The following is a 21,215-nucleotide window of genomic DNA, read 5'->3' as shown; positions in this document are numbered from 1 at the left end:
GAGACCCCCTATGCGCCACCTTGCCACCGTTCACCGCCCCCTGGGCCTGGCCTTCACGGCCTGCGCCCTGGCTGCCAGCCTGGCAGCCATGCCCGCCCACGCCGCCGACAAGGTGAAGGTGGGCCTGCTGAGCACGCTGTCGGGCCCCGGCGCTGCGCTGGGCATCGACATCCGCGACGGCTTCCAGTTGGCCGTGAAGCACAGCGGCGGCAAGCTCGGCGGGCTGCCGGCCGAGGTCATCGTGGCCGACGACCAGCAAAGCCCCGATGCGGCCAAGCAGACGGCCGACCGCATGATCAAGCGGGACCGCGTGGACTTCATGACCGGCGTGGTCTTCTCCAACATCATGTTGGCCGTGGGCCAGCCGGTGTTCCAGTCCAAGACCTTCTACATCAGCGCCAATGCCGGCCCCTCGCAGTACGCTGGGGCACAGTGCAACCCCTACTTCTTCAGCGCCTCGTACCAGAACGACAACCAGCACGAGGCCGCAGGCCAGACCGTGCAGGACAAGGGCGCGAAGAAGGTGGCCCTGCTGGCGCCCAACTACCCGGCGGGCAAGGATGCGCTGGCCGGCTTCAAGCGCTACTTCAAGGGCGAGATCGCACTGGAGATGTACACGCCGCTGAACCAGCTCGACTACGGCGCCGAGCTGTCGAAGATGCGCGCCTCGGGCGCCGATGCGGTGTACATCTTCTTGCCTGGCGGCCTGGGCGTGAACTTCATCAAGCAGTTTGTGGGCGCGGGCCTGTCCAAGGACATGACGCTCTACGGCCCAGGCTTCTCGGGCGACGAGGACGTGATCCGCGCCGTGGGGGATTCGATGCTCGGCATGTTCAACACCTCCCAGTGGTCGCACGACCTGGACAACGCCGCCAACCGCCGTTTCGTGGCCGACTTCCAGAAGGAGTTCGGCCGCATGCCCACGCTGTATGCGTCGCAGGGCTACGACGCTGCGCGCCTGATCGACGCCGCAGTGCGCGACGCCAAGGGCAAGCTCGACGACAAGGATGCGGTGCGCAAGGCCCTCAAGGCGGCGCGCTTCGAGTCGGTGCGCGGCGGCTTCAAGTTCAACACCAACCAGTTCCCGATCCAGAACTACTACCTGCGCGTGATTTCCAAGGACTCGCAGGGCCGCATTACCAACCGCACGGTGGGCACGGTGTTCAAGAACCACGGCGACGCCTACGCCGCCGAGTGCAAGATGCCGGCCTGAGGCAGCGACCACCGAAAGCGCCTGCGCATGACCGCCATCCTCCTGCTCGAACAGGCCCTCAACGGCCTGCAGTTCGGCCTGATGCTGTTCCTGCTGGCCGCTGGGCTCACGCTCGTGTTCGGCATCATGGACATGATCAACCTCGCCCACGGCTCGCTCTACATGGTCGGGGCCTACCTGATCGCGAGCGTGGCTGCGGCCTCGGGATCGTTCTGGGTGGGGCTGGGCGTGGGCATTGCGGCCACGGCCGCGGTGGGCGTGCTGCTGGAGCTCACCGTGCTCCGGCGCCTCTATGAGCGCGACCACCTCTCGCAGGTGCTGGGCACTTTTGCCATCCTGCTCATGGCCAACGAGGGCGTGCGCATGGTCTGGGGCGCACAGCCGCTGGCACTGAATCCGCCGCCCGCGCTCGCCGGCCCGGTGGAACTGCTGCCCGGCTTCACCTACCCGGCCTATCGCCTGTTCATCATCGGCGTGGGCCTTGCGGTGGCCTTGCTCTTGTACCTGCTGGTTACGCGCACCCGCGTGGGCATGCAGGTGCGGGCCGGGGCCTCCAACCGCGAGATGGCGCTGGCCATGGGCACCAACGTGCGCCGCCTGTTCACGGCGGTGTTTGCGGTGGGCGCTGCGCTGTGTGCGGTGGCTGGTGGCATGTTGGGCCCGCTGCTCGCGGTGCAGGTGGGCATGGGCGAAAGCATCTTGATCCTGGCTTTCGTGGTGATCGTCATCGGCGGCATTGGCTCCATCCGCGGGGCGTTGCTGGGTGCGCTGCTGGTGGGCGTGGTCGATACGGCCGGGCGCACCTTCATTCCGCTGTGGTTTGGCCGCCTGCTGGGCCCCGAGGCCGCGGCCAACGCCGGGCCGGCCGTGGCCTCCATCCTCATTTATGTGCTCATGGCCGCGGTGCTGTTTTGGAAGCCCAAGGGGCTCTTCCCGGCGCACTGAGCCACTGGCCACCCCACCACCGCACAGCGACCGACCCGGGCCTCTTCCATGCACCCTGGCACCTCTTCTGGCACCTCGGCTGGTGCTCCTACCGGCATGAACGCATCGCCCCCTGCGGCGGCGCCTGCAAGCGGCACCGCCACCCGCACCCCTGCCACCACCAGCCTGCTCGACCATCCGCTGCGCATGGCCGTCGCACTGCCGCTGCTGCTGGCCTTGCTGCTGGTGCCACCCGTTGCGCTGGCCTTGGGCGAGGGCTTTTACATCGGCGTGGCCAGCCGGGTGCTGGTGTTTGCACTGGCGGCCACCAGCCTCAACCTGATCCTGGGCTTTGGCGGCATGGTCAGCTTTGGCCATGCGGCGTTCGTGGGCCTGGGGGCCTACACGGTGGGCATCCTCATGCAGTCGGGCGTGGTGTCGGGCTGGGTGGCCTGGCCGGCGGCCATGCTGGTGGCGGGGCTGTTTGCGCTGGTGATCGGCGCGATCAGCCTGCGCACGCAGGGTGTGTACTTCATCATGATCACGCTGGCCTTTGCGCAGATGCTGTTTTATTTGATGGTGTCGCTCAAGGCCTATGGCGGCGAGGACGGGCTGTCGCTGCCCTCGCGCTCGCACCTGGGTCTGGGGCTGGACCTTTCCAACGACACGCAGTTCTATTACGTCGTGCTGGCGGTGTTTGCGCTGGCCTTCGTGGCGGTGCAGCGCTTGCTGAATGCACGCTTTGGCCATGTGCTGCAAGGCGTCCGCGAAAACGAGCAGCGCATGCATGCGCTCGGTTTTCCGGTGATGCGGGTCAAGCTCGCCGCCTTCACGCTGGCGGGGGCGTTGGCGGGCCTGGCCGGGGCACTGCTGGCCAATCAGGGCGGGTTTGTGAGCCCCTCGCTCATGCAATGGAGCCAGTCCGGCATGCTCATGGTCATGTGCATCCTGGGCGGGGTGGGGCACTTGTACGGCGGGCTGGTGGGCGCAGCCGCGTTCCTGCTGATCGAAGAAGTGCTGGTGGCCTACACCATCCACTGGCAGTTTGGCCTCGGGGCCTTGCTGCTGTTGGTGGTGCTGGTCGCGCCCAACGGGTTGCTGAGCCTGGGCCGGCGCTGGGCGTTGCGCAAGGGCTGAAGCATGCAGACCACTCCAACCCCTGACGACCTGCTGGTGGTGCGCCAGCTCGTCAAGCGCTATGGCGGCCTGCTGGCCACCGACCACGCCGACCTGTCCGTGCGCAGCGGCGAGATCCATGCCCTGATCGGCCCCAACGGCGCGGGCAAAACGACGTTGATCCACCAGCTCTCGGGCACCGTGGCCCCCACATCGGGCCACATCGCCTTTGCAGGGCAGGACATCACCCACCAACCCATGCACCAGCGCGTGCACCACGGGCTGGTGCGCTCGTACCAGATCACCAGCGTGTTCCTGCGCCTGCCGGTGCTCGACAACCTGGCGCTGGCCGTGCAGGCGCGAAGCGGCAGCAGCCTGCGCTTCTGGCAGCCCGCGCGGGCCGAGCGCGCGCGCTACGCCGAGGCCGCCGCTGTGGCCGAGCGCGTGGGCCTGGGCGCGGTGCTGCAGCGCACGGCCGGAGCCTTGTCGCATGGCGAGCAGCGCCAACTGGAAGTGGGCCTGGCCCTTGCCCTGCGCCCGCGCCTGCTGCTGCTGGACGAGCCCATGGCCGGCATGGGCCCCGACGAATCGCACCGCATGGTCGAGTTGCTGGCCAGCCTGCGCGGCGAAACCACGCTGCTGCTGGTGGAGCACGACATGGACGCCGTGTTCCGCCTGGCCGACCGCATCTCGGCCCTGGTGTCGGGCCGCGTGATTGCCACGGGCACGCCCGACGCCATCCGCCAGGACGCTGCCGTGCGCAAGGCCTACCTGGGCGACGAACACGAGGAGGCCGCGGCATGAGCACTGCACACCACCCGCGCGAAGCATTGCTCGAAGTCGATGCCATCGAAACCGCCTACGGCCGCAGCCAGGTGCTGTTTGGCCTGTCGCTGCGCGTGGGGGCGGGTGAGGTGGCCACGCTGCTGGGCCGCAACGGCATGGGCAAGACCACCACGGTGCGATCGGTGCTGGGCCTTACGCGCGCGCAGGGCGGGGCGGTGCGCTTTCGCGGCGAGCGCATCGACCAGCTCGCGCCCGACCGCATTGCGCGCATGGGCCTGGCCGTGGTGCCCGAGGGGCGGCAGATTTTCCCCAACCTCTCGGTCACTGAAAACCTGGTCGCGTTTGCCGCGCGGCGCAATGCCCACCCCGAGCCGTGGACGCTGGAGCGCGTGTTTGCGCTGTTTCCGCGCCTGGCCGAGCGCCAGCGCAACATGGGCAACCAGCTGTCGGGCGGCGAGCAGCAGATGCTGGCCATTGGCCGCGCGCTGATGACCAACCCCTACCTGCTGATCCTGGACGAAGCCACCGAGGGCCTGGCCCCGCTGATCCGTGAAGAGATCTGGCGCTGCCTGGAGGCGCTGCGCGCCCAGGGCCAGACGATTCTGGTGATCGACAAATATGTGCGCCGCCTGCTGCCGCTGGCCACCCACCACACGTTGATCGAGCGTGGCCGCGTGGTGTGGCAGGGCGACTCGTCCGCACTCGCGCACGACCCGGCGCTGTGGGAGCGCTATATCGGGGTCTAGGGCCCATCACCAGTGTCGCCAGGCCCCAAGCCCCGGACCCCATCCCCCCGCACGAGGAGAATTCCATGCAGACCCTGCTTCCCCCCGGCTGGCCCCGCCCGCGCGGCTATGCCAATGGCGTGACCGCGCGCGGCCGCATGGTGTTTGTGGCTGGCATGATCGGCTGGGACGCGCAAGGCGTGTTCCACACCGACGACCTGGCCGGCCAGGTGCGCCAGGCGCTGCAAAACATTGTGGAGGTGCTCCGCGAAGGCGGGGCCCGGCCCGAGCACATCGTGCGCATGACCTGGTACGTGACCGACAAGCGCGAATACGTTGCCGCCTACCCCGAGATTGGTCGCCATTTCCGCGAGCTGATCGGCAGCTTCAACGCGGCCATGACGGCGGTGGAGGTCTCGGCCCTGGTGGAAGACCGGGCCAAGGTGGAGATTGAAGTCACGGCCGTGGTGCCGGACTGATCGGCCCGGCCCTGCCGTCTGCGGGGCCGTGGCAGGAGGGCGGCCTGCGCAGGCCGCCCGCCCGGCTGGCGCTCAGCGCGCCTTGTGGAACATCTGCAGGATGCTGGAGAAATCCAGCCCGCCGTGGCCCCCCAGGCTGTGCGCGGCATACAGGCTGCGCGCCAGCCCGCCCAGCGGCGTGGCGGCCTTCACAGCGGTGGCGTTCTCCTGCGCCAGGCCCAGGTCCTTGAGCATCAGGTCGGTGCCAAAGCCACCCGCGTAGCCCTTGCTGGCCGGGGCGGTCTCCATCACGCCGGGGAAGGGGTTGTACTTCTCCAGCGCCCAGTTGCCGCCCGAACTGCGGCGCATGATCTCGCTGAGCACCTTGGGGTCGAGCCCGTTGGCCACGCCCAGGGCAATGGCCTCGCTGGTGCCCGCCATGAGGATGCCCAGCAGCATGTTGTTGCAGATCTTGGCCGTCTGCCCCGCGCCCACGCTGCCGGCGTGGAAGATGTTGGCCCCCATCTTTTCGAGCACCGGGCGCGCGCGCTCCAGCACGGCGGCGTCGCCACCCACCATGAAGGTCAGCGTGCCCGCAATCGCGCCGCCCGTGCCGCCCGAGACGGGGGCGTCGATGAAGTCGATCTGCTGGGCCTTGGCGGCCTCGGCCACCTTGCGGGCGCTGGCGGCGGCAATCGTCGAGCAGTCGATCACCAGCGTACCGGCAGGCAGGCAGGCCAGCAGGCCCTTGGCCTGGCCCGTGCCCAGGAACAGCGCCTCCACATGCTGGCTGGCGGGCAGCATGCTGATGACCACCTCGGCGCCTTGCACCGTGGCGTTGGCGTCGCCACCAATGCGCACGCCGCCCTCGGCCACCTTGTCGCACGCGGCCTTCGACAGGTCAAAGGCCAGCACCTCGTGGCCCGCCTTGTGCAGGTTCAGGGCCATCGGGCCGCCCATGTTGCCCAGGCCGATGAATGCGATTTTCATGAGGGTTCTCCTTGTGGTCGTTGTCGAGTGGAAAAGAAAAAGGTCCCGTGGAAAAGGATCTGGTGGTTTGCTATCAAAAGATGAGCTGCTTGTGCTTGATTTTTCTGGTTATCGGGCCGATTTGGCCTTGAAGTCGGTCGGGTGGCCGTCAGCCATCGTCCTCAAAGAGGCTGGGCCGCGCGGCACCCGTGTGCGCCGCGGGCGCGGCTGCGCGCTTGCGCCGTGGCGAGGCCTTGGCCCGCGGGTTGTAGGCCAGTGCTTCGTCCAGCCACCGGCGCCACTGCGCCGCGCTCGCATAGCCATTGGGCTCCACCCAGAAGTAGCCCTGCATGCCGCCGCCGGGCGACAGCTCGCGGGTGTTTTGCATCTCCTGGAACTCGCGGTGCCGCTCGGGCGGCAGGCGCACCAGCAGCTCGTCGCGCTTGACGCCCACGCACAGCTTGCCGTCCACAAAGAAGGCCCAGCAGCCGAACAGCGGGCGCTCGTCCACATCGCTGCGGTCTGCCAGCGCGGCACGCACCGCTTGGATCAGCTGCTGCGTCTCGTCGGACAGGGGGCGTGCGGGCATCGGAACGGATTTGGCGGCTCGTGCTTCAGCAACAAGCACAAGCCGCTATCAATGTCATAGCGCGTACGGTGGTCATCGTGCCTGCGACGGCGGGCTCAGCGGATTGCCTCGGGCGCATCGCCGTCGAGCATGCGGCGCGCAATGATCACGCGCATGATCTCGTTCGTGCCTTCGAGGATCTGGTGCACGCGCGCGTCGCGCAGCAGGCGCTCGAGCGGGTATTCGCGGATGTAGCCGTAGCCACCGTGCAACTGCAGCGCCTCGTTCACCACGGTGAAGCCCACATCGGTCGCAAAGCGCTTGGCCATGGCGCAGTAGGTGGTGGCGTCGCGCGCACCGGCGTCGAGCTTGCTGGCAGCCAGCCGCACCATCTGCCGCGCGGCCACCAGTTCGGTGGCCATGTCGGCCAGCTTGAACTGCAGCGCCTGGAAGCTCGCAATGCTTTTGCCGAACTGCTTGCGGTCTTGCATGTACTGCTGCGCTTGTGCCAGCGCACCCTGCGCCGCGCCCACCGAGCAGGTGGCGATGTTGATGCGTCCGCCGTCCAGCCCCTTCATCGCGATCTTGAAGCCTTCGCCTTCTTGGCCCAGCAGGTTCTGCGCCGGGATGCGCACGTTGTCGAAGCTGATGGTGCGCGTGGGCTGGCTGTTCCAGCCCATCTTGTGTTCTTTTTTGCCGTAGCTGATGCCCGGCGTGTCGGCCGGCACCACAAAAGCGCTGATGCCGGCCGCCCCGGCGTCGCCCGTGCGGGCCATGAGCACCAGCACGTCGGTGCTGCCCGCGCCGCTGATGAAGGCCTTGCTGCCGTTGATAACGTATTCGTGGCCCACCAATTCGGCGCGGGTCTTGAGCGAGGCAGCGTCCGAGCCTGCCCCAGGCTCCGTCAGGCAATAGCTGGCCAGCTTTTCGCCGCTGGTGAGCAGTGGGCCCCAGTGGTCGCGCACGGCGGGCTGCGCCCAGGTGCCGAGCATCCAGGTGGCCATGTTGTGGATGGTGATAAAGGCCGTGGTGGACGGGTCCACCGCGGCCATCTCTTCGAACACCAGCGTGGCGTCCAGCCGGGGCAGGGCGAGGCCGCCAGCGGCCTCGGGCGCGTACAGGCCGCAAAAGCCCAGCGTGCCGGCCTTGGCAATCGCGTCGCGCGGAAAGATGCCTTCGGCGTCCCAGTGCGCGGCATGGGGTGCCAGTTCTGCCTGGGCAAAATCGCGCGCGGTCTGGGCAAAGGCGCGTTGTTCTTCGGTCAGCTCAAAGTCCATGGCGGTGTCTCGTGGGCAGGTTGGCTTCGGATGTGAAGGATTTCAGGGCCTGGCCGGGCTGTCGGCACTGAGCCAGCGCAGCAGCCCGGCGCGGCGTTGCTGGGTCACGCGCGTGAGGCATTCGTGGAACAGGCGCGGGCCATCGGGTTGCGTTTCGCGCGCCTGTGTCTCGCGTTTGCACAGGGCCGTGCGCTCGCGCCGCCAGGCGCTGTGCTCCTGGCGCAGTTGCGGTCGCTCGTGGGCCGACAGGGCGCGCATCACGTCTTCGTAGAGGATCTGAATGGTGGTGTCGGCCGCCTGGAAGGCCTGCACCGCGCAGGCGTTGGTCTCGGCCACCGTGCCGGCCGGGTTGCAGGCCGCACCGGCCTGGGCGTGTGCGTGCTGAAGCGGCACCGTGCCGCCGCAGAGCAGCAAGGCCGCAGCCGCCCAGGCTGCCGCAGTGACGTGGGTGCGAGAGGGTTGCATGGCCTGCATTGGACACCAGCCCAGCCGGTGCTGGGGATGACGCGAAGTTCCCGGTCGGGGTGCCAGAAGGCATGGCCGGGCAGGGCAGCGCAGCGCTGGCCACCAGAGCCCTCCAGGCCTTCAGGCTGAACCCATCCAAGCCGTGTGCGGTGCTTCGACCGGCTCTGCGTGAATGGGTGGGCGGCATTTGCGCCCGGCCGCGTGCACGCCATGCGCCCCAGCGCCGGTCACTTCAGGCTGATCGTGGTGTTCACGCCCTGGCTCACGGTGCTGTCGTCGAACCAGCGCGCGGTCACGGTCTTGGTCTGGGTGTAGAACATCACGACCTGCTTGCCATACGGACCCAGGTCGCCCAGCTTGGAAGCGCGCGAGCCGGTGAACGAGAAGATCGGCACCGGCACCGGAATCGGCACGTTGATGCCGACCTGGCCCACGTCGATCTCTTCCTGGAACTTGCGCGCCGCTGCGCCGCTTTGCGTGAAGATGGCGGTGCCGTTGCCGTTGGGGTTGGCGTTGATGAACTCGATGGCTTCGTCCAGCGTGTCGGCGGACGCCAGGCAGAGCACGGGGCCGAAGATTTCCTGGTCGTAGATGGACATGCCGGGCTTGACGCCGCTGAAGATCGTCGGGCCCACGAAGTTGCCTTGCTCGTAGCCGGGCACCTGCGGGTTGCGTCCGTCCAGCTCCAGCGTGGCACCGTCGGCAATGCCACGCTCGATCAGGCCGACCACGCGGTCGCGGGCAGCGCAGGAGATCAGCGGGCCCACGTCGGTGCCCTTTTCGGTGCCGCCGCTCACCTTGAGCGTCTTGGCCTTGGCCACCAGTTCCGGGATCCACTTCTGCGACTCGCCCACCAGGATCACGACCGACAGCGCCATGCAGCGCTGGCCGGCCGCGCCAAAGGCCGCACCGGCCAGGGCGTTGAGGGTTTGCTCCTTGTTCGCGTCGGGCACCACGATGGCGTGGTTCTTCGCACCCATCATGCACTGCACGCGCTTGCCGTTCAGGCTGGCGCGGTTGTACACATGGGTGCCCACCTTGGTCGAACCGACGAAGCTGATGGCCTTGATGTCCGGGTGGTCGCAAATCGCGTTCACGGCAGCTTCGCCGCCATGCACCACGTTCAGCACGCCGGGCGGAATGCCGGCTTCCAGCGCCAGCTCGCACAGGCGCATGGTCACCATGGGGTCTTGCTCGGAGGGCTTGAGCACGAAGGTGTTGCCCGTGGCAATGGCCATCGGGAACATCCACAGCGGAATCATGGCCGGGAAGTTGAAGGGCGTGATGCCCGCGCACACGCCCAGGGGCTGCAGCACGGTGTAGGTGTCCACGCCGCCGGCCACGTTGTTGGCCAGCTCGCCGAGCTGCAGGTTGCCGATGCTGGCCGCGTGCTCCACCACTTCCAGGCCGCGGAACACGTCGCCCTCGGCGTCGGGCAGGGTCTTGCCTTGCTCGGCCGTGAGCAGCGCGGCCAGCTCGCCCATGTTTTCACGGATCAGCTGCTGCAGCTTCAGGAAGATGCGGGCGCGCGTGCCGATGGGGGTTTTCTTCCAGGTCTTGAACGCTTCCTTGGCCGAGGCGACGGCGGCCTCGATTTCTTCGGGCGTGGCAAAGGGCACGCGGGCCAGCACCTGCTGCGTGGCGGGGTTCACCACGTTGCGCCATTCGGTGGTCTTGGACTCGACAAACTTGCCGCCGATCAGCAGCTTGACGGTGGGGGCCAGCACGGCGGTGGATTGGGGGGCGTTCATAGGCGTGTCTCCGAGGAAAAATGGGGCGCAAAGCGCTTTAAGCCCCTGCATGGTAGCTGTGCAGAATTGCGAGAACAATAGACAATATTGCGCATGAGATTTGCATTTATGCACACTTGCCGCAGGGCCGAACGCGCGGCCTGAGCCGGGAGCCCATGCGATGGACTGGGACCACCTGCGCTACTTTCTGGAACTGGCCCGCGCCGGCACGCTGGTGGGCGCTGCGCGCCGCCTGGGGGTGGACCACACCACGGTGGCCCGGCGCCTGCAGGCGCTCGAAAAGCAGGTGGGCCAGGCCCTGTTCGCACGCGAGGCGGGCGGCCATCGGCTCACCGAGGCCGGACGGCAGCTGCTGCCGCAGGTCGAGGCCATGGAGGCCGCCTTTCTGGCGCTGGAGCGCAATGCGGCCCCGGCCACCCGCCAGGGCCTGCACGGGCTGGTGCGCGTGGGCACCACCGAGGGCTTCGGCAACCTGGTGCTGGCGGCGGCCCTCGCAGGCTTTGCGCGTGAACACCCGGGCCTGGTCATCGACCTGCTGGCCCTGCCGCGCCTGGTGCACCTGTCGCGGCGCGAGGCGGATATCGTGATCTCGCTCGAACGCCCGGCCCGCGGCGCGGTGGTTGTGGTCAAGCTCACCGACTACGTGCTGCAGCTCTATGGCGCGCGCAGCTACCTGGCCGCGCATGCGCCCATCGCCACGGCCGACGACCTGCGGGGCCACAGCTTCATCAGCTATGTGGACGACCTGCTGTTCAGCAAAGAGCTGCAGATCCTGGACGAATTGCACCGCCCCGAGCGTTTTGCGCTGCGCAGCACCAGCGTGCTGGCCCAGTACGAGGCCGCACGCGCCGGTACGGGCCTGGCGGTGCTGCCCGCCTTTGTGGCTGCGCAAGACCCGGCCCTCGTGCCCGTGCTGCCCCAGCAAGCGCGCTTTATGCGCACGTTCTGGATGTCGATGCCCGCCGAGAACAAGCACGTGGCACGCATGCAAGCGGTGTGGAACTGCGTGCGCGATGCGGTGGCCGAGCGCCAGCATCTGCTGCTGCCGCACTGAGCCGCAGACCCTCGGGCGCAGACCCCCCTTTTCCAGGGCCCGGCCGGTGGCGCAGGGGGGGGCACGGTCGGCAGCGCGGCAGCCCGAGCCCCCAGGCACGACACCGTGCTCGCCGACCGCACCTGAAGCCCGATCGCTGGATGATGGGCGGCCCGCCGAGGTCCGCCAGAGGGGCCGCCCAGGGTCTAGGGCCTGTTCCTGGGACAGACGCTGGCGCCGTCAGGGCTGCAGCAGCTGCGCAAACACTTCGGCCAGAGGCCGCTGCTCTGGCAGCACGTACACCAGCGCATGCTGGCGTCCAAACAGTGGTGCCAGGTGGCGCTCGTAGAACGCCTGGGGCACATTCACGCACCCGTGGGTGATGCGGTTGTCGTCCGGTGTGGGCGAGGCCAGCCGCTGTGCGCGGCGCTGCGACACATGCACGGGGCGCAGGCGGTGGATGGACACGGCAGCCGTGTAATCGATCCAGACGATATCTTCGCCCTGCAAGTTCACGCCCGGTTCACTGACAAAGCGCCCGGCCGGTGTGGTGCGCTCGTGGGGCTGGATGTCGCCCAAGGCCCGGTCGCCAATGCCCGGTACAGAGTCATCGCCTCGGGACAGGCCCAGCAGCACGGCCGTCGAAGCGAGCAGGTGCCCCTCGGCGTTGTACACGTGCAGTGCGGCGGCGCGCTTGTCGATCACGGCAAACGCAAGCCCCTGGTGGTCGCGGGTGCGCATGATCGCCGCGTGCAGTGCGCGCACTTCTGCGCCGGGGGCCGGAGGCTGCTCTGCAGACCGAGAGGGCGTACCAGGCGGGGCGGCCACCACCGGAGGGGTGACCACCAGGCTGCCCAGCAGCAGCGCACCGAACACAGGCTCCCACCAGGTGCGCACCCTTGACGATCGCTGCGCCGCGGCGCGTGGGTCAAGACGATTTGCCATGGCCGCGATTATGAAAGCGCGACCGGTTTGCGATGAGGCCATGGCCGTTGTGACCGTGGCCGTCCTGACCATCCGGCGCGGGATTTACGATTGAATGCTATCGAATTGATAGCTGCTTGTGCTTGATTTAAAAGCACGAACACGGCTTTTTGACCAATCCGCTACCCGGCGCAGGCAGGGCCCCAGCGCTCTGTGGCCTGCGCCTGCCCCATCGGCAGCGGCCAGCCCTGGTCGGCCTGGGCGGACGCCAGCCGGTTGTGGCGTGCTGCTCAGGCCTGTGCGTCTCGCGGCGGCGCGCGGCGCTTGTGCGCGTACATGGCGGCGTCGGCGCGCGTCAGCAGGCTGTCCGCGTCTCCAGCATGGTCGGGGAACACCGCATGGCCGAGGCTGGGGCGCATGAGCAGCCCCGTGCCGCCGATGTGAAAAGGATGCTCAAAGGCGGCGCCGATGCGAGTCTGCACGTCGGCCGCCTCGCTCTGGCAGGCCCCGTGCTCGACGACCACCACGAATTCGTCGCCCCCCAGGCGGGCGAGCAGGTGGCGCTCCGGGATGGTGGCTCGCAGGCGCTGGGCTACTTCGCGCAGCAGCTGGTCGCCCGCGCTGTGGCCCAAGGTGTCGTTGACGCGCTTGAAGTCGTCCAGGTCCAGAAACAGCACATCGACTCGGTCGCCCACCGGCTGTGCGCGGTGCAGGGCGGCCTGCAGCCGCTCGTGCAGATGCGCGCGGTTGGGCAGGCCGGTCAGGAGGTCGTGCCGTGCCATGTGTTCCAGGCGCTGGTGCATGCGCTTGCGTTCGACGGCCGCGGCCACCTGGGTGGCGATGTATTGCAAAAGGCTGGCGTCGGACTCGATCTCCAGGTCGGAGGGCTGCTGCAGCCACAGCCCCAGCACGCCAGTGGGACCGCGCGGGCCCGGCAGGGGCACGCCAATCCAGCAGGTGTGGGCTTGGGGACGGCAACCCGGCGGAGCGGCAGGCCAGGGCAGGGGGGTGACGGATTCCGGCGTCCAGCGCACCGGTTCGACGCTGCGCAGCACCTGTGCATAGGCCGGGGCCTGTGCCAGCGATATCGGCCCTTCCGCCAGCCCCGCCGGTTCTAGCCCCGGGGGAAAGCTCAGCGTCTGTGCGCTGGCGTCGTACAGCGCCACGGTAAAGCCTTCCGCCGGAATCAGCCCGGCGATCACATCGCGGATTTGCACGCACAGTGCGTGCAGCCCCGGAGCGGTGTGCGCCGCTTCCGATATGGCGTACAGAACCGCCTGCACGGCTTCATGCCGCTTGCGCTGGCTGATGTCATGTGCCACGGCAACGCGCACACCGGGCCCGGCCAGCCAGCGCGCTGTCCAGCGGATATGGGCGATCCGGCCGTCCTTGCGCACGTACCGGTTTTCAAAGTGAAACTGGTCCTGCCCGGCCATGATCCCGCGCGCTGCGTCCAGGGTGCGCTCGCGGTCGGCCGGGTGCACCAGCTCGATCATCGGCCTGCCCAGCACCTCGTCGGCCGCATAGCCGAAGATGCGTTCATAGGCGGGGCTCACAAACAGATACCGGCCCTGCGCATCGACCACGCACACAGCATCCAGCAGCAGATCCACAAGGTTCAGCGTGGCGAGAGCGTTGGCGGGCATGGCGTGGTCGGGCGGGCGCAGGCGGTTGGGGCATTGTGCCCGCTTCGGTGTCACCCGTGTGGGGCAGGCGGCATGCGCGCCTCGGCGGGGACGCCATGCGCCAGGGAAGGCGCTGCCATTGGCTGTGCGCACCGGCCTGCGAACGTTTCGACTGAATCGTGACTGTCGGGTTGACGCATCACGGGCTTGTACCGGCGCGGTCGCGCGCCCGAATCCCGCTATCCTCGACAGCTTGTTTGCTGTGGCACCGCGCCCGGCCCGGGCGCTGTAGGTGGCGCTGGTCGGCGTCGCCCAACGCGTCGTTTTGTTGCTCTCATGGTTCTCCTGCATGCGCTCAGTCGTCCGCGCCCCTCGGTGGTGGGGCTCGCTGTGGCCGTGCTTGGGGTGGTCTTGAGTGTGTGGCTGATGCGGCAGCAGAGCCAGGCCGTGGCCATGGTGGACCGCGCTCGCTTCGAGCAAGCTGCGCAGTCTTTTGCCGATGCCATGGGGCAGAGCATTGCAGCCAATACCGAAGTCGTGCAGGGCTTGCGCAGCCTGTTCACCGCCAACCCGGATCTGGGACGCGCCGACTTTGACCGCGTGGCACGCGAGCTTGACATCAAGCAGCGCTACCCGGGTGTGCGCAACCTGTCGTTTACCCGCCATGTGCCGGGTGACCAGCGCATGGCCTACGAGGCGCGTGTGCGTGCGGACACCTCACTGCATCCGCAAGGCTATCCGGACTTCGCGATCAAGCCCGCGGGCGAGCGTCACGAGTATTTCGTGGCCGAATACCTTTGGCCCATGGAGGGCAACGAAAGCGTGATGGGCTGGGACATCAGTGCCCAGCCAACCAACCTGGAAGCGATGCGCTACAGCCGCGAGACCGGTTTGGTGGTGGCGTCGGGGCCGTTCGACCTGCTGCAGGAGGAGTCTCACCGGGCCGCCTTTGTGCTGCGGGTGCCCGTGTTCGACCGCACGCGCGACCCTGTATCGCCCCGGTTCATTGGTGCCGTAGCGTCCACAATCCGTGTGTACGACCTAGTGGGCGCTCTGCGGGCCCAGGGCTATCTGGACGGTATTGCGGTGTCGATGGCCGACCTTGGTTCTTTGCGCAACGCTGACGATGCCACGCAGCGGCCCTTGCTCGAACAGACGGGCTCGCCGCTGCCCGAGGCCACAGCCTATGTGCGCGAGATGCCCGTGCACGACCGCCGCTGGCAATTGCGCTTCATGCCCACCCGCAGCTTTGTGCAACCGGCCGAGCAGCGTCTGCCCTGGCTGGCGGGGTTGGCGGGCCTGGTTGTGACCTTGTTGCTGTCTGCACTGGCCATGCTGCTGACGCGGCGCGGAACGCTGGCCCTGGCGCGTGCCCAGGTCTCGGACGAGGCGCGCCGCGACAGCGAAGAGCGTTTTCGCGCCCTGTTCCACCAGGCGGCGGTCGGGGTGGCCCAGGTACACACGTCCACAGGCCGTTTGGTGCGCGTGAACCAGAAGTTCGGCGACATCCTGGGCTACTCGCCTGCCGAAATGCTGGCGCTGGAGCCCGCGCAGCTTCTGCCTCCGCCGCTGCAGGCCGACGAGCAGGCGCAGGTCCGCCGCCTGCACGCGGGCGAGTTGCAGGAGTACCGCACCGAGCGTTGCTATGCGCACAAGAGTGGCAAGCCCGTGTGGGTGGATCTCACGCTGTCGCCGATGTGGAGCGCCAGCCCCGAGCCCGACTACCACCTCGCGGTGGTACAGGACATCACGCAGCGCAAGGCGCTTGAAGAAACCCTGCGCCAGGGCGAGCAGCGGCTGCGGGGGATCCTCAAGCGGCTGCCCGTGGGCATGTGCCTGGTGCAGGCCGATGGGCGCATGGCGTTCCGCAACGATCGGTTCGTGCAAATCTGCGGCTACACCGAAGCCGACGTGCCCACGGTAGAGGAGTGGTGGGTGCGGGCTTACCCCGACCCCGACTACCGCGCACGCACGCAAGCCGTGTGGTCGGGCTATCTTGAGAAGGCGTTCAAGGGCGATGGGCGCATTGAGGCGGGCGAGTACTTGGTGACCTGCAAAGACGGCAAGACGCGCAGCCTGGAGATTGCGGGCGTGGTGTCGGGCTCTGAGCTGCTGGTGACCTTGTTCGACCTGAGCCAGCGCAAGGCCGCCGAGGAGGAGATCCGCTACCTGGCGTTTTACGACCCGCTCACGCGCCTGCCCAACCGACGCCTGCTCATGGACCGCGTGCACCAGGCGCTGGCGGCCAGTGTGCGCCACCAGCGCAGCGGGGCCTTGCTGTTGCTGGATCTCGACAACTTCAAGACCTTGAACGAAACGCAGGGCCACGACCGTGGCGACCAGCTGCTGCTGCAGGTGGCGCACCGGCTGCGCGCCTGCGTGCACGAGGACGACACGGTCGCCCGCCTCGGAGGCGACGAATTTGTCGTGGTGCTCGAAGACCTGGGCGACTCGCCCGAGGATGCTGCAGGGCAGGCCGAGGAGTTGGGCCAGCGCATCCTGGCGTCGCTGCGCGAGCCGTACCGCCTGGAGCAGGAAGTGCACCACAGCTCGCTGAGCCTGGGCATCACCATCTTCAGCGGCACGCGCGAGACGCCGGACGAATTGCTCAAGCGTGCCGACCTGGCCATGTACCAGGCCAAGGCCGCAGGCCGTGACACCCTGCGCTTTTACGACCCACAAATGCAGGCCTCCGTGTCGGCGCGTGCCGCCATGGAACTCGACATGCGCGCCGGCCTTGCGCAGAACCAGTTCGAGCTGTACTACCAGCCGCAGATGGAAGGCGGGCGCATCATTGGCGCCGAGGCGCTGCTGCGCTGGCGGCATCCGCGCGACGGTTTCATCTCGCCCGGGCATTTCATCCCGCTGGCCGAGGAGACCGGGCTCATCCTGCCCTTGGGCGAATGGGTGCTCAAGGCGGCTTGCGAGCAGCTGGCGCGCTGGTCGCAAGACCCGCAACTGTCGCGTCTGAGCGTGTCGGTCAACGTCAGCGCACGGCAGTTCCGCCAGGAGGGCTTTGTCGCCCAGGTGCTGGCGGCGATTGCCGGAGCCGGGGCCGACGGCCGACGGCTCAAGCTCGAGATGACCGAAAGCCTGCTGCTCGAAGACGTGGAGGGCACGATTGCCAAGATGGTGCAGCTCAAGGGCTACGGCGTGGGCTTCTCGCTCGACGACTTCGGCACCGGATATTCGAGCCTGAGTTACCTCAAGCGCCTGCCGCTCGACCAGCTCAAGATCGACCAAAGCTTTGTGCGCGACGTGCTCACCGACCCGAACGACGCCGCCATTGCGCGCACCATCGTGGCACTCGCCAGCAGCCTGGGCCTGCGCGCCATGGCCGAGGGCGTGGAAACCGAGGCCCAGCGCGACTTCCTGGCCCGCCACCACTGCCACGCCTGGCAGGGCTTTCTGCTCAGCCCGCCGGTGCCGGTGGCGGCCTTCGAAGCACTGGTGCGTTCGCGCGCCGCCGACACCGTGGTGGTCTGACCGCAGCGCTGCGTGGCCCAGCCTTGCGGCGCCGCTCGATCTACGCCTGCGCAGGGCGGATGTGGTCCTGCTGTCTTTCCCTGTGGTTGACTCTGGATTTGCTCCTGATTTGATAGCTGCTTGTGCTTGATTAATAAGCACGAGCAGCCATTTTGAGCACCAAACTTGGAAGGCTGTCGCCGGCCATACCCCAGCCGGGGGCCGCCCGGGGTGCCCTGGCAGGCCTGAACCGCCTGGCAGCGGCCGGCACCGTGGCCGAGGGCGGCGTGGCGCCAAGGTATCATCCCGCCCTGTTTGCCGCCGGTCCGGCGCGGCCCTGTGGCCGCGTCCGGGCCGCTGTCCTGCTCCCTCGCAACCCATTCCGTGCGCCTTTCCTCGATCAAGCTCTCCGGCTTCAAGTCGTTTGCCGAGCCCACCAACTTCCTGCTGCCCGGGCAGCTTGTGGGGGTGGTGGGGCCCAATGGCTGCGGCAAGTCCAACATCATGGACGCCGTGCGCTGGGTGCTGGGCGAATCCAAGGCCAGCGAGCTGCGTGGCGAGTCCATGCAGGACGTGATCTTCAACGGCACCACGAGCCGCAAGCCGGCCAGCCGCGCGAGCGTGGAACTGGTGTTCGACAACGCCGACCACCGCGCGGGCGGCCAGTGGAACCAGTTCACCGAGATTGCCGTCAAGCGCGTGCTCACGCGCGACGGCAACAGCAGCTACTTCATCAACAACCAGCCTGTGCGCCGCCGCGACGTGCAGGACGTGTTTCTGGGCACGGGCCTCGGGCCGCGCGCCTACGCCATCATCGGCCAGGGCACGATCAGCCGCATCATCGAGTCGCGGCCCGAAGAGCTGCGCCTGTTCCTCGAAGAAGCCGCGGGCGTCTCTAAATACAAGGAACGCCGCCGCGAGACCGAGAACCGCCTGCACGACACACGCGAAAACCTCACGCGGGTGGAAGACATCCTGCGCGAACTCAACGCCAACCTCGACAAGCTCGAAAAGCAGGCCGAGATCGCGCAAAAGTACAACGCGCTGCAGGCCCAGGCCACACTGCGCCAGCACCAGCAGTGGTTCCTCAAGCGCGCCGAGGCCGAGGCCGAGCAGGCCAAGGTGCGCGAAGCCGGCCTGCAGGCCGTGAACGAACTCGAAGCCCGCATGGCCGACCTGCGCCATGTGGAGGCCGACCTCGAAAAAATCCGCCAGGCGCACTACAGCGCGGGCGATCTGGTCAACCAGGCGCAGGGGCGTTTGTATGAGGCCACGGCCGAAGTCGGGCGGCTCGAAGCCGAAATCCGCTACGTGGTCGAAGGACGCCAGCGTGTAGAGCAGCGCCTGCAGACCCTGGCCCAGCAGATCGCCGAATGGACGGTGCGCAAGGAAGAGGCCGAAATCGAGCTGGAGAACCTGGCCGGAGCGGGTGAAGACGCCGCCGAGCGCGCCGAGTTGCTGGCCGCGCAGCTGGAAGAACAGGCCATGCTGCTGCCCGACCTGGAAGACGCGCTGCGCAGCGCCCAGGCGCGCGCCAACGAACAGCGCGCTGCGGTGGTGCAGGTGCAGCAGCAGATCCAGGTGCTGGCCGCCGAGCAGCGCAGCCTGAACGAACAAAGCCGCCAGCACGAGTCGCGCTACGAGCGCCTGCGCGCCGACCGCAACGCGCTGGCCGCGCCCGACGAGGCCCGCCTGGCCAACCTGCGCCAGCAGCTTGAAGCGGCCGAGCAGGCCCAGGAGGCCTGCGACGCGCGCCTCGCCGAGCTGCAGGACGCCGTACCGCAGCTCGACGACGACCGCCGCTCGCGCCAGCAGGCCGTCAACGCCGAGGCCGCACGCCAGGCCGATCTGTCGGCGCGGCTCGAAGCCCTCAAGGCGCTGCAGGAGAAGGTCAAGACCGACGGCAAGCTGCGCCCCTGGCTGGCCAAACATGGGCTCGATGGCCTGCAGGGCCTGTGGAGTCGCCTGCACATCGAGCCCGGCTGGGAAAACGCCCTGGAAGCCGCGCTGCGCGAACGCCTGGGGGGGCTCGAAGTCGGCCGCCTCGACATGGTGCGCGGTTTTCTGGGCGCCGGCGGTGGCGACGCGCCCCCGGCGCGCCTGGCCTTCTACAGCCCGCCCGCGGCCCCGGCGGTGGAGGGCGCGGCCGCGCTGCCCCGCCTGTCTGAGCTGCTGCGCGTGCACGACGCAGGCCTCAAGGGCGTGCTGGTGGATTGGCTGGCCGGCTGCTACACCGCCGCCACGCTCGACGAAGCGCTCAACCGCCGCAGCCAGTTGCAGCCGGGCGAGGCGCTCTACATCCCGTCGGGCCACTGCGTCACGGCCCACAGCGTGAGCTTTTATGCGCAGGATTCCGAGCAGTCGGGCTTGCTGGCGCGTGCGCAGGAGATCGAGCACCTCGAAAAAGACCTGCGCGCGCAAACCCTGATCAGCGAAGAGGCGCGCACCGCGCTGGCGCGGGCCGAGGGCGCGTACGCCGACGCGTCGCAGCGCTTGGTGACGGCCCGCCGCGAGGCCGCCGAAGCCCAGAGCCGCCGCCACGAGCTGCAGGTGGAGACCCTGCGCCTGGCGCAGCTGGCCGAGCAGACCCGCGCACGCAGCGAGCAGATCGGCGCCGACATTGCCGAGGTCGAGGCCCAACTGGCCGACCTGCAAGAGCGCCGCGTGACGGCCGAGGCGCGTTTTGAAGAGCTGGACATGCAACTGGCCGACAGCCAGGAGCGCGAGGCGCAACTGGGCGACCGCGTGATCGAGGCCGAGCGCCGCCTGAACGCCAGCCGCGAGCAGCAGCGCGTACTCGAACGTCAGGCCCAGGAGGCCACGTTCTCACAGCGCAGCCTGGACGCGCGCCGCGCCGAACTGTCGCGCACCATCGACACCGCCACCCAGCAGGCCCGCGCGCTGACCGACGAAGAGCAGCGCGCCCGCGACGAGCTGGCCCGCCTGTCGGACGCCGCCGCCCAGGGGGGCCTGCAGCAGGCGCTGGAGCGCAAGGCCGAGCGCGAGCAGGCCCTGGCAGCGCAGCGCAGCGAATACGACGACCTGACCGCTCGCCTGCGAGCCAGCGACGAGCGCCGCATGCAGACCGAGCGGGCGCTGGACCCGCTGCGCCAACGCATCACCGAACTGCAGCTCAAGGAACAGGCAGCGCGCCTGGGTCTGGAGCAATACACCACCTTGCTGACCGACGCCCAGGCCGACCTCGAAGCCCTGGCCCGCAGCGTGCAGGACGATGCGGTGCGCCTGGCCGGCCTGCAGGGCGAGATCGACCGCCTGCAGCGCGAGATTGCCGCCCTGGGCGCGGTCAACCTGGCTGCGCTCGACGAGCTGGCGGCGGCGCGCGAGCGCAAAGTGTTCCTCGATTCGCAGATGGCCGACCTGACCGAGGCCATGCACACGCTGGAAGACGCGATCCGCAAGATCGACAACGAAACGCGCACGCTGCTGTCGGGCACGTTCGAGACCGTCAACGGGCACTTTGGCCGCATGTTCCCCGAGCTGTTCGGCGGCGGCCAGGCCAAGCTCATCATGACCGGCGACGAAATTCTGGACGCTGGCGTGCAGGTGATGGCCCAGCCGCCGGGCAAGAAAAACCAGACCATCCACCTGCTCTCGGGCGGCGAGAAGGCGCTCACCGCGATTGCGCTGGTGTTTGCGATCTTCCAGCTCAACCCCGCGCCGTTCTGCCTGCTCGACGAGGTCGATGCCCCGCTGGACGATGCGAACACCGAGCGCTATGCCAAACTCGTGGCCGCCATGAGCCGCGGCACCCAGTTCCTGTTCATCAGCCACAACAAGATCGCCATGGAGATGGCCGAGCAGCTGATTGGCGTGACCATGCAGGAGCAGGGCGTCTCGCGCATCGTGGCCGTTGACATGGAGTCGGCCCTGAGCATGGCCGACAGCTGACCCCACT

16 protein-coding genes are annotated in these 21,215 nt (G+C 68.3%); 9 read left to right on the top strand and 7 right to left on the bottom strand.

Going from position 1 to position 21,215, the window contains the following annotated elements:
- Positions 1-10: 10 nt before the first annotated feature.
- The 6 genes from ABD866_RS05540 (at position 11) to ABD866_RS05515 (ending at position 5,243) form a co-directional block, all read left to right on the top strand.
- Positions 11-1,213 carry an ABC transporter substrate-binding protein gene (locus ABD866_RS05540; protein ID WP_425549543.1) on the top strand — a complete coding sequence of 401 codons (1,203 nt, stop codon included), beginning with the start codon at positions 11-13 and terminating at the stop codon, positions 1,211-1,213.
- A 27-nt stretch (positions 1,214-1,240) separates the two neighbouring features.
- Positions 1,241-2,158, top strand: coding sequence for a branched-chain amino acid ABC transporter permease (locus ABD866_RS05535; protein WP_345061973.1), 918 nt, complete (start codon positions 1,241-1,243; stop codon positions 2,156-2,158).
- A 186-nt stretch (positions 2,159-2,344) separates the two neighbouring features.
- Positions 2,345-3,274 carry a branched-chain amino acid ABC transporter permease gene (locus ABD866_RS05530; RefSeq protein WP_345062495.1) on the top strand — a complete coding sequence of 310 codons (930 nt, stop codon included), beginning with the start codon at positions 2,345-2,347 and terminating at the stop codon, positions 3,272-3,274.
- Positions 3,275-3,277: 3 nt separating this feature from the next.
- Positions 3,278-4,057: an ABC transporter ATP-binding protein gene (locus tag ABD866_RS05525; RefSeq protein WP_345061971.1), complete on the top strand. Its 780-nt coding sequence runs from the start codon at positions 3,278-3,280 to the stop codon at positions 4,055-4,057.
- The gene (locus tag ABD866_RS05520; protein ID WP_345061969.1) at positions 4,054-4,785 is read left to right on the top strand and encodes an ABC transporter ATP-binding protein; all 732 of its coding nucleotides are present in this window, start codon (positions 4,054-4,056) and stop codon (positions 4,783-4,785) included. The genes ABD866_RS05525 and ABD866_RS05520 overlap by 4 nt, the downstream gene beginning before the upstream one ends.
- 65 nt (positions 4,786-4,850) lie before the next feature.
- Positions 4,851-5,243: a RidA family protein gene (locus tag ABD866_RS05515; protein WP_345061968.1), complete on the top strand. Its 393-nt coding sequence runs from the start codon at positions 4,851-4,853 to the stop codon at positions 5,241-5,243.
- A 72-nt stretch (positions 5,244-5,315) separates the two neighbouring features.
- Here ABD866_RS05515 and mmsB read toward each other — a convergent pair whose 3' ends face one another.
- The 5 genes from mmsB to ABD866_RS05490 all read right to left on the bottom strand — a co-directional run bounded on the left by mmsB (position 5,316) and on the right by ABD866_RS05490 (position 10,252).
- Complete coding sequence (gene mmsB, locus ABD866_RS05510) at positions 5,316-6,212, bottom strand: 3-hydroxyisobutyrate dehydrogenase (RefSeq protein WP_345061966.1); 897 nt, start codon at positions 6,210-6,212, stop codon at positions 5,316-5,318.
- 148 nt (positions 6,213-6,360) lie between these two features.
- On the bottom strand, positions 6,361-6,780 hold the full coding sequence (locus tag ABD866_RS05505; RefSeq protein ID WP_345061964.1) for a TfoX/Sxy family protein: 420 nt from the start codon (positions 6,778-6,780) through the stop codon (positions 6,361-6,363).
- Between the two features lie 95 nt (positions 6,781-6,875).
- Positions 6,876-8,036, bottom strand: coding sequence for an acyl-CoA dehydrogenase family protein (locus ABD866_RS05500; protein WP_345061962.1), 1,161 nt, complete (start codon positions 8,034-8,036; stop codon positions 6,876-6,878).
- 42 nt (positions 8,037-8,078) lie between these two features.
- The gene (locus tag ABD866_RS05495; protein WP_345061960.1) at positions 8,079-8,501 is read right to left on the bottom strand and encodes a lysozyme inhibitor LprI family protein; all 423 of its coding nucleotides are present in this window, start codon (positions 8,499-8,501) and stop codon (positions 8,079-8,081) included.
- A 227-nt stretch (positions 8,502-8,728) separates the two neighbouring features.
- On the bottom strand, positions 8,729-10,252 hold the full coding sequence (locus ABD866_RS05490; RefSeq protein WP_345061958.1) for a CoA-acylating methylmalonate-semialdehyde dehydrogenase: 1,524 nt from the start codon (positions 10,250-10,252) through the stop codon (positions 8,729-8,731).
- 160 nt (positions 10,253-10,412) lie between these two features.
- Here ABD866_RS05490 and ABD866_RS05485 point away from each other — a divergent pair, with 160 nt between their 5' ends.
- Positions 10,413-11,306, top strand: a complete 894-nt coding sequence (locus ABD866_RS05485) for a LysR family transcriptional regulator (protein ID WP_345061956.1) — start codon at positions 10,413-10,415, stop codon at positions 11,304-11,306.
- A gap of 219 nt (positions 11,307-11,525) precedes the next feature.
- Here ABD866_RS05485 and ABD866_RS05480 read toward each other — a convergent pair whose 3' ends face one another.
- The gene (locus ABD866_RS05480; RefSeq protein WP_345061954.1) at positions 11,526-12,230 is read right to left on the bottom strand and encodes a hypothetical protein; all 705 of its coding nucleotides are present in this window, start codon (positions 12,228-12,230) and stop codon (positions 11,526-11,528) included.
- Between the two features lie 269 nt (positions 12,231-12,499).
- Positions 12,500-13,855 (bottom strand): sensor domain-containing protein, encoded by a 1,356-nt coding sequence (locus ABD866_RS05475; RefSeq protein WP_345061952.1) that lies wholly within the window; start codon positions 13,853-13,855, stop codon positions 12,500-12,502.
- Between the two features lie 315 nt (positions 13,856-14,170).
- On the opposite strand from ABD866_RS05475, the gene ABD866_RS05470 reads away from it, so the two are divergent.
- Positions 14,171-17,320 carry a bifunctional diguanylate cyclase/phosphodiesterase gene (locus ABD866_RS05470; RefSeq protein WP_345061950.1) on the top strand — a complete coding sequence of 1,050 codons (3,150 nt, stop codon included), beginning with the start codon at positions 14,171-14,173 and terminating at the stop codon, positions 17,318-17,320.
- 363 nt (positions 17,321-17,683) lie between these two features.
- Positions 17,684-21,208, top strand: a complete 3,525-nt coding sequence (gene smc, locus ABD866_RS05465; protein ID WP_345061948.1) for a chromosome segregation protein SMC — start codon at positions 17,684-17,686, stop codon at positions 21,206-21,208.
- Positions 21,209-21,215: the final 7 nt, after the last annotated feature.

Origin of the sequence: Acidovorax lacteus (genome assembly GCF_039540375.1) — a bacterium.
GTDB lineage: Bacteria > Pseudomonadota > Gammaproteobacteria > Burkholderiales > Burkholderiaceae_C > Acidovorax_G > Acidovorax_G lacteus.
This window is presented reverse-complemented; position numbering and strand designations above follow the sequence as displayed.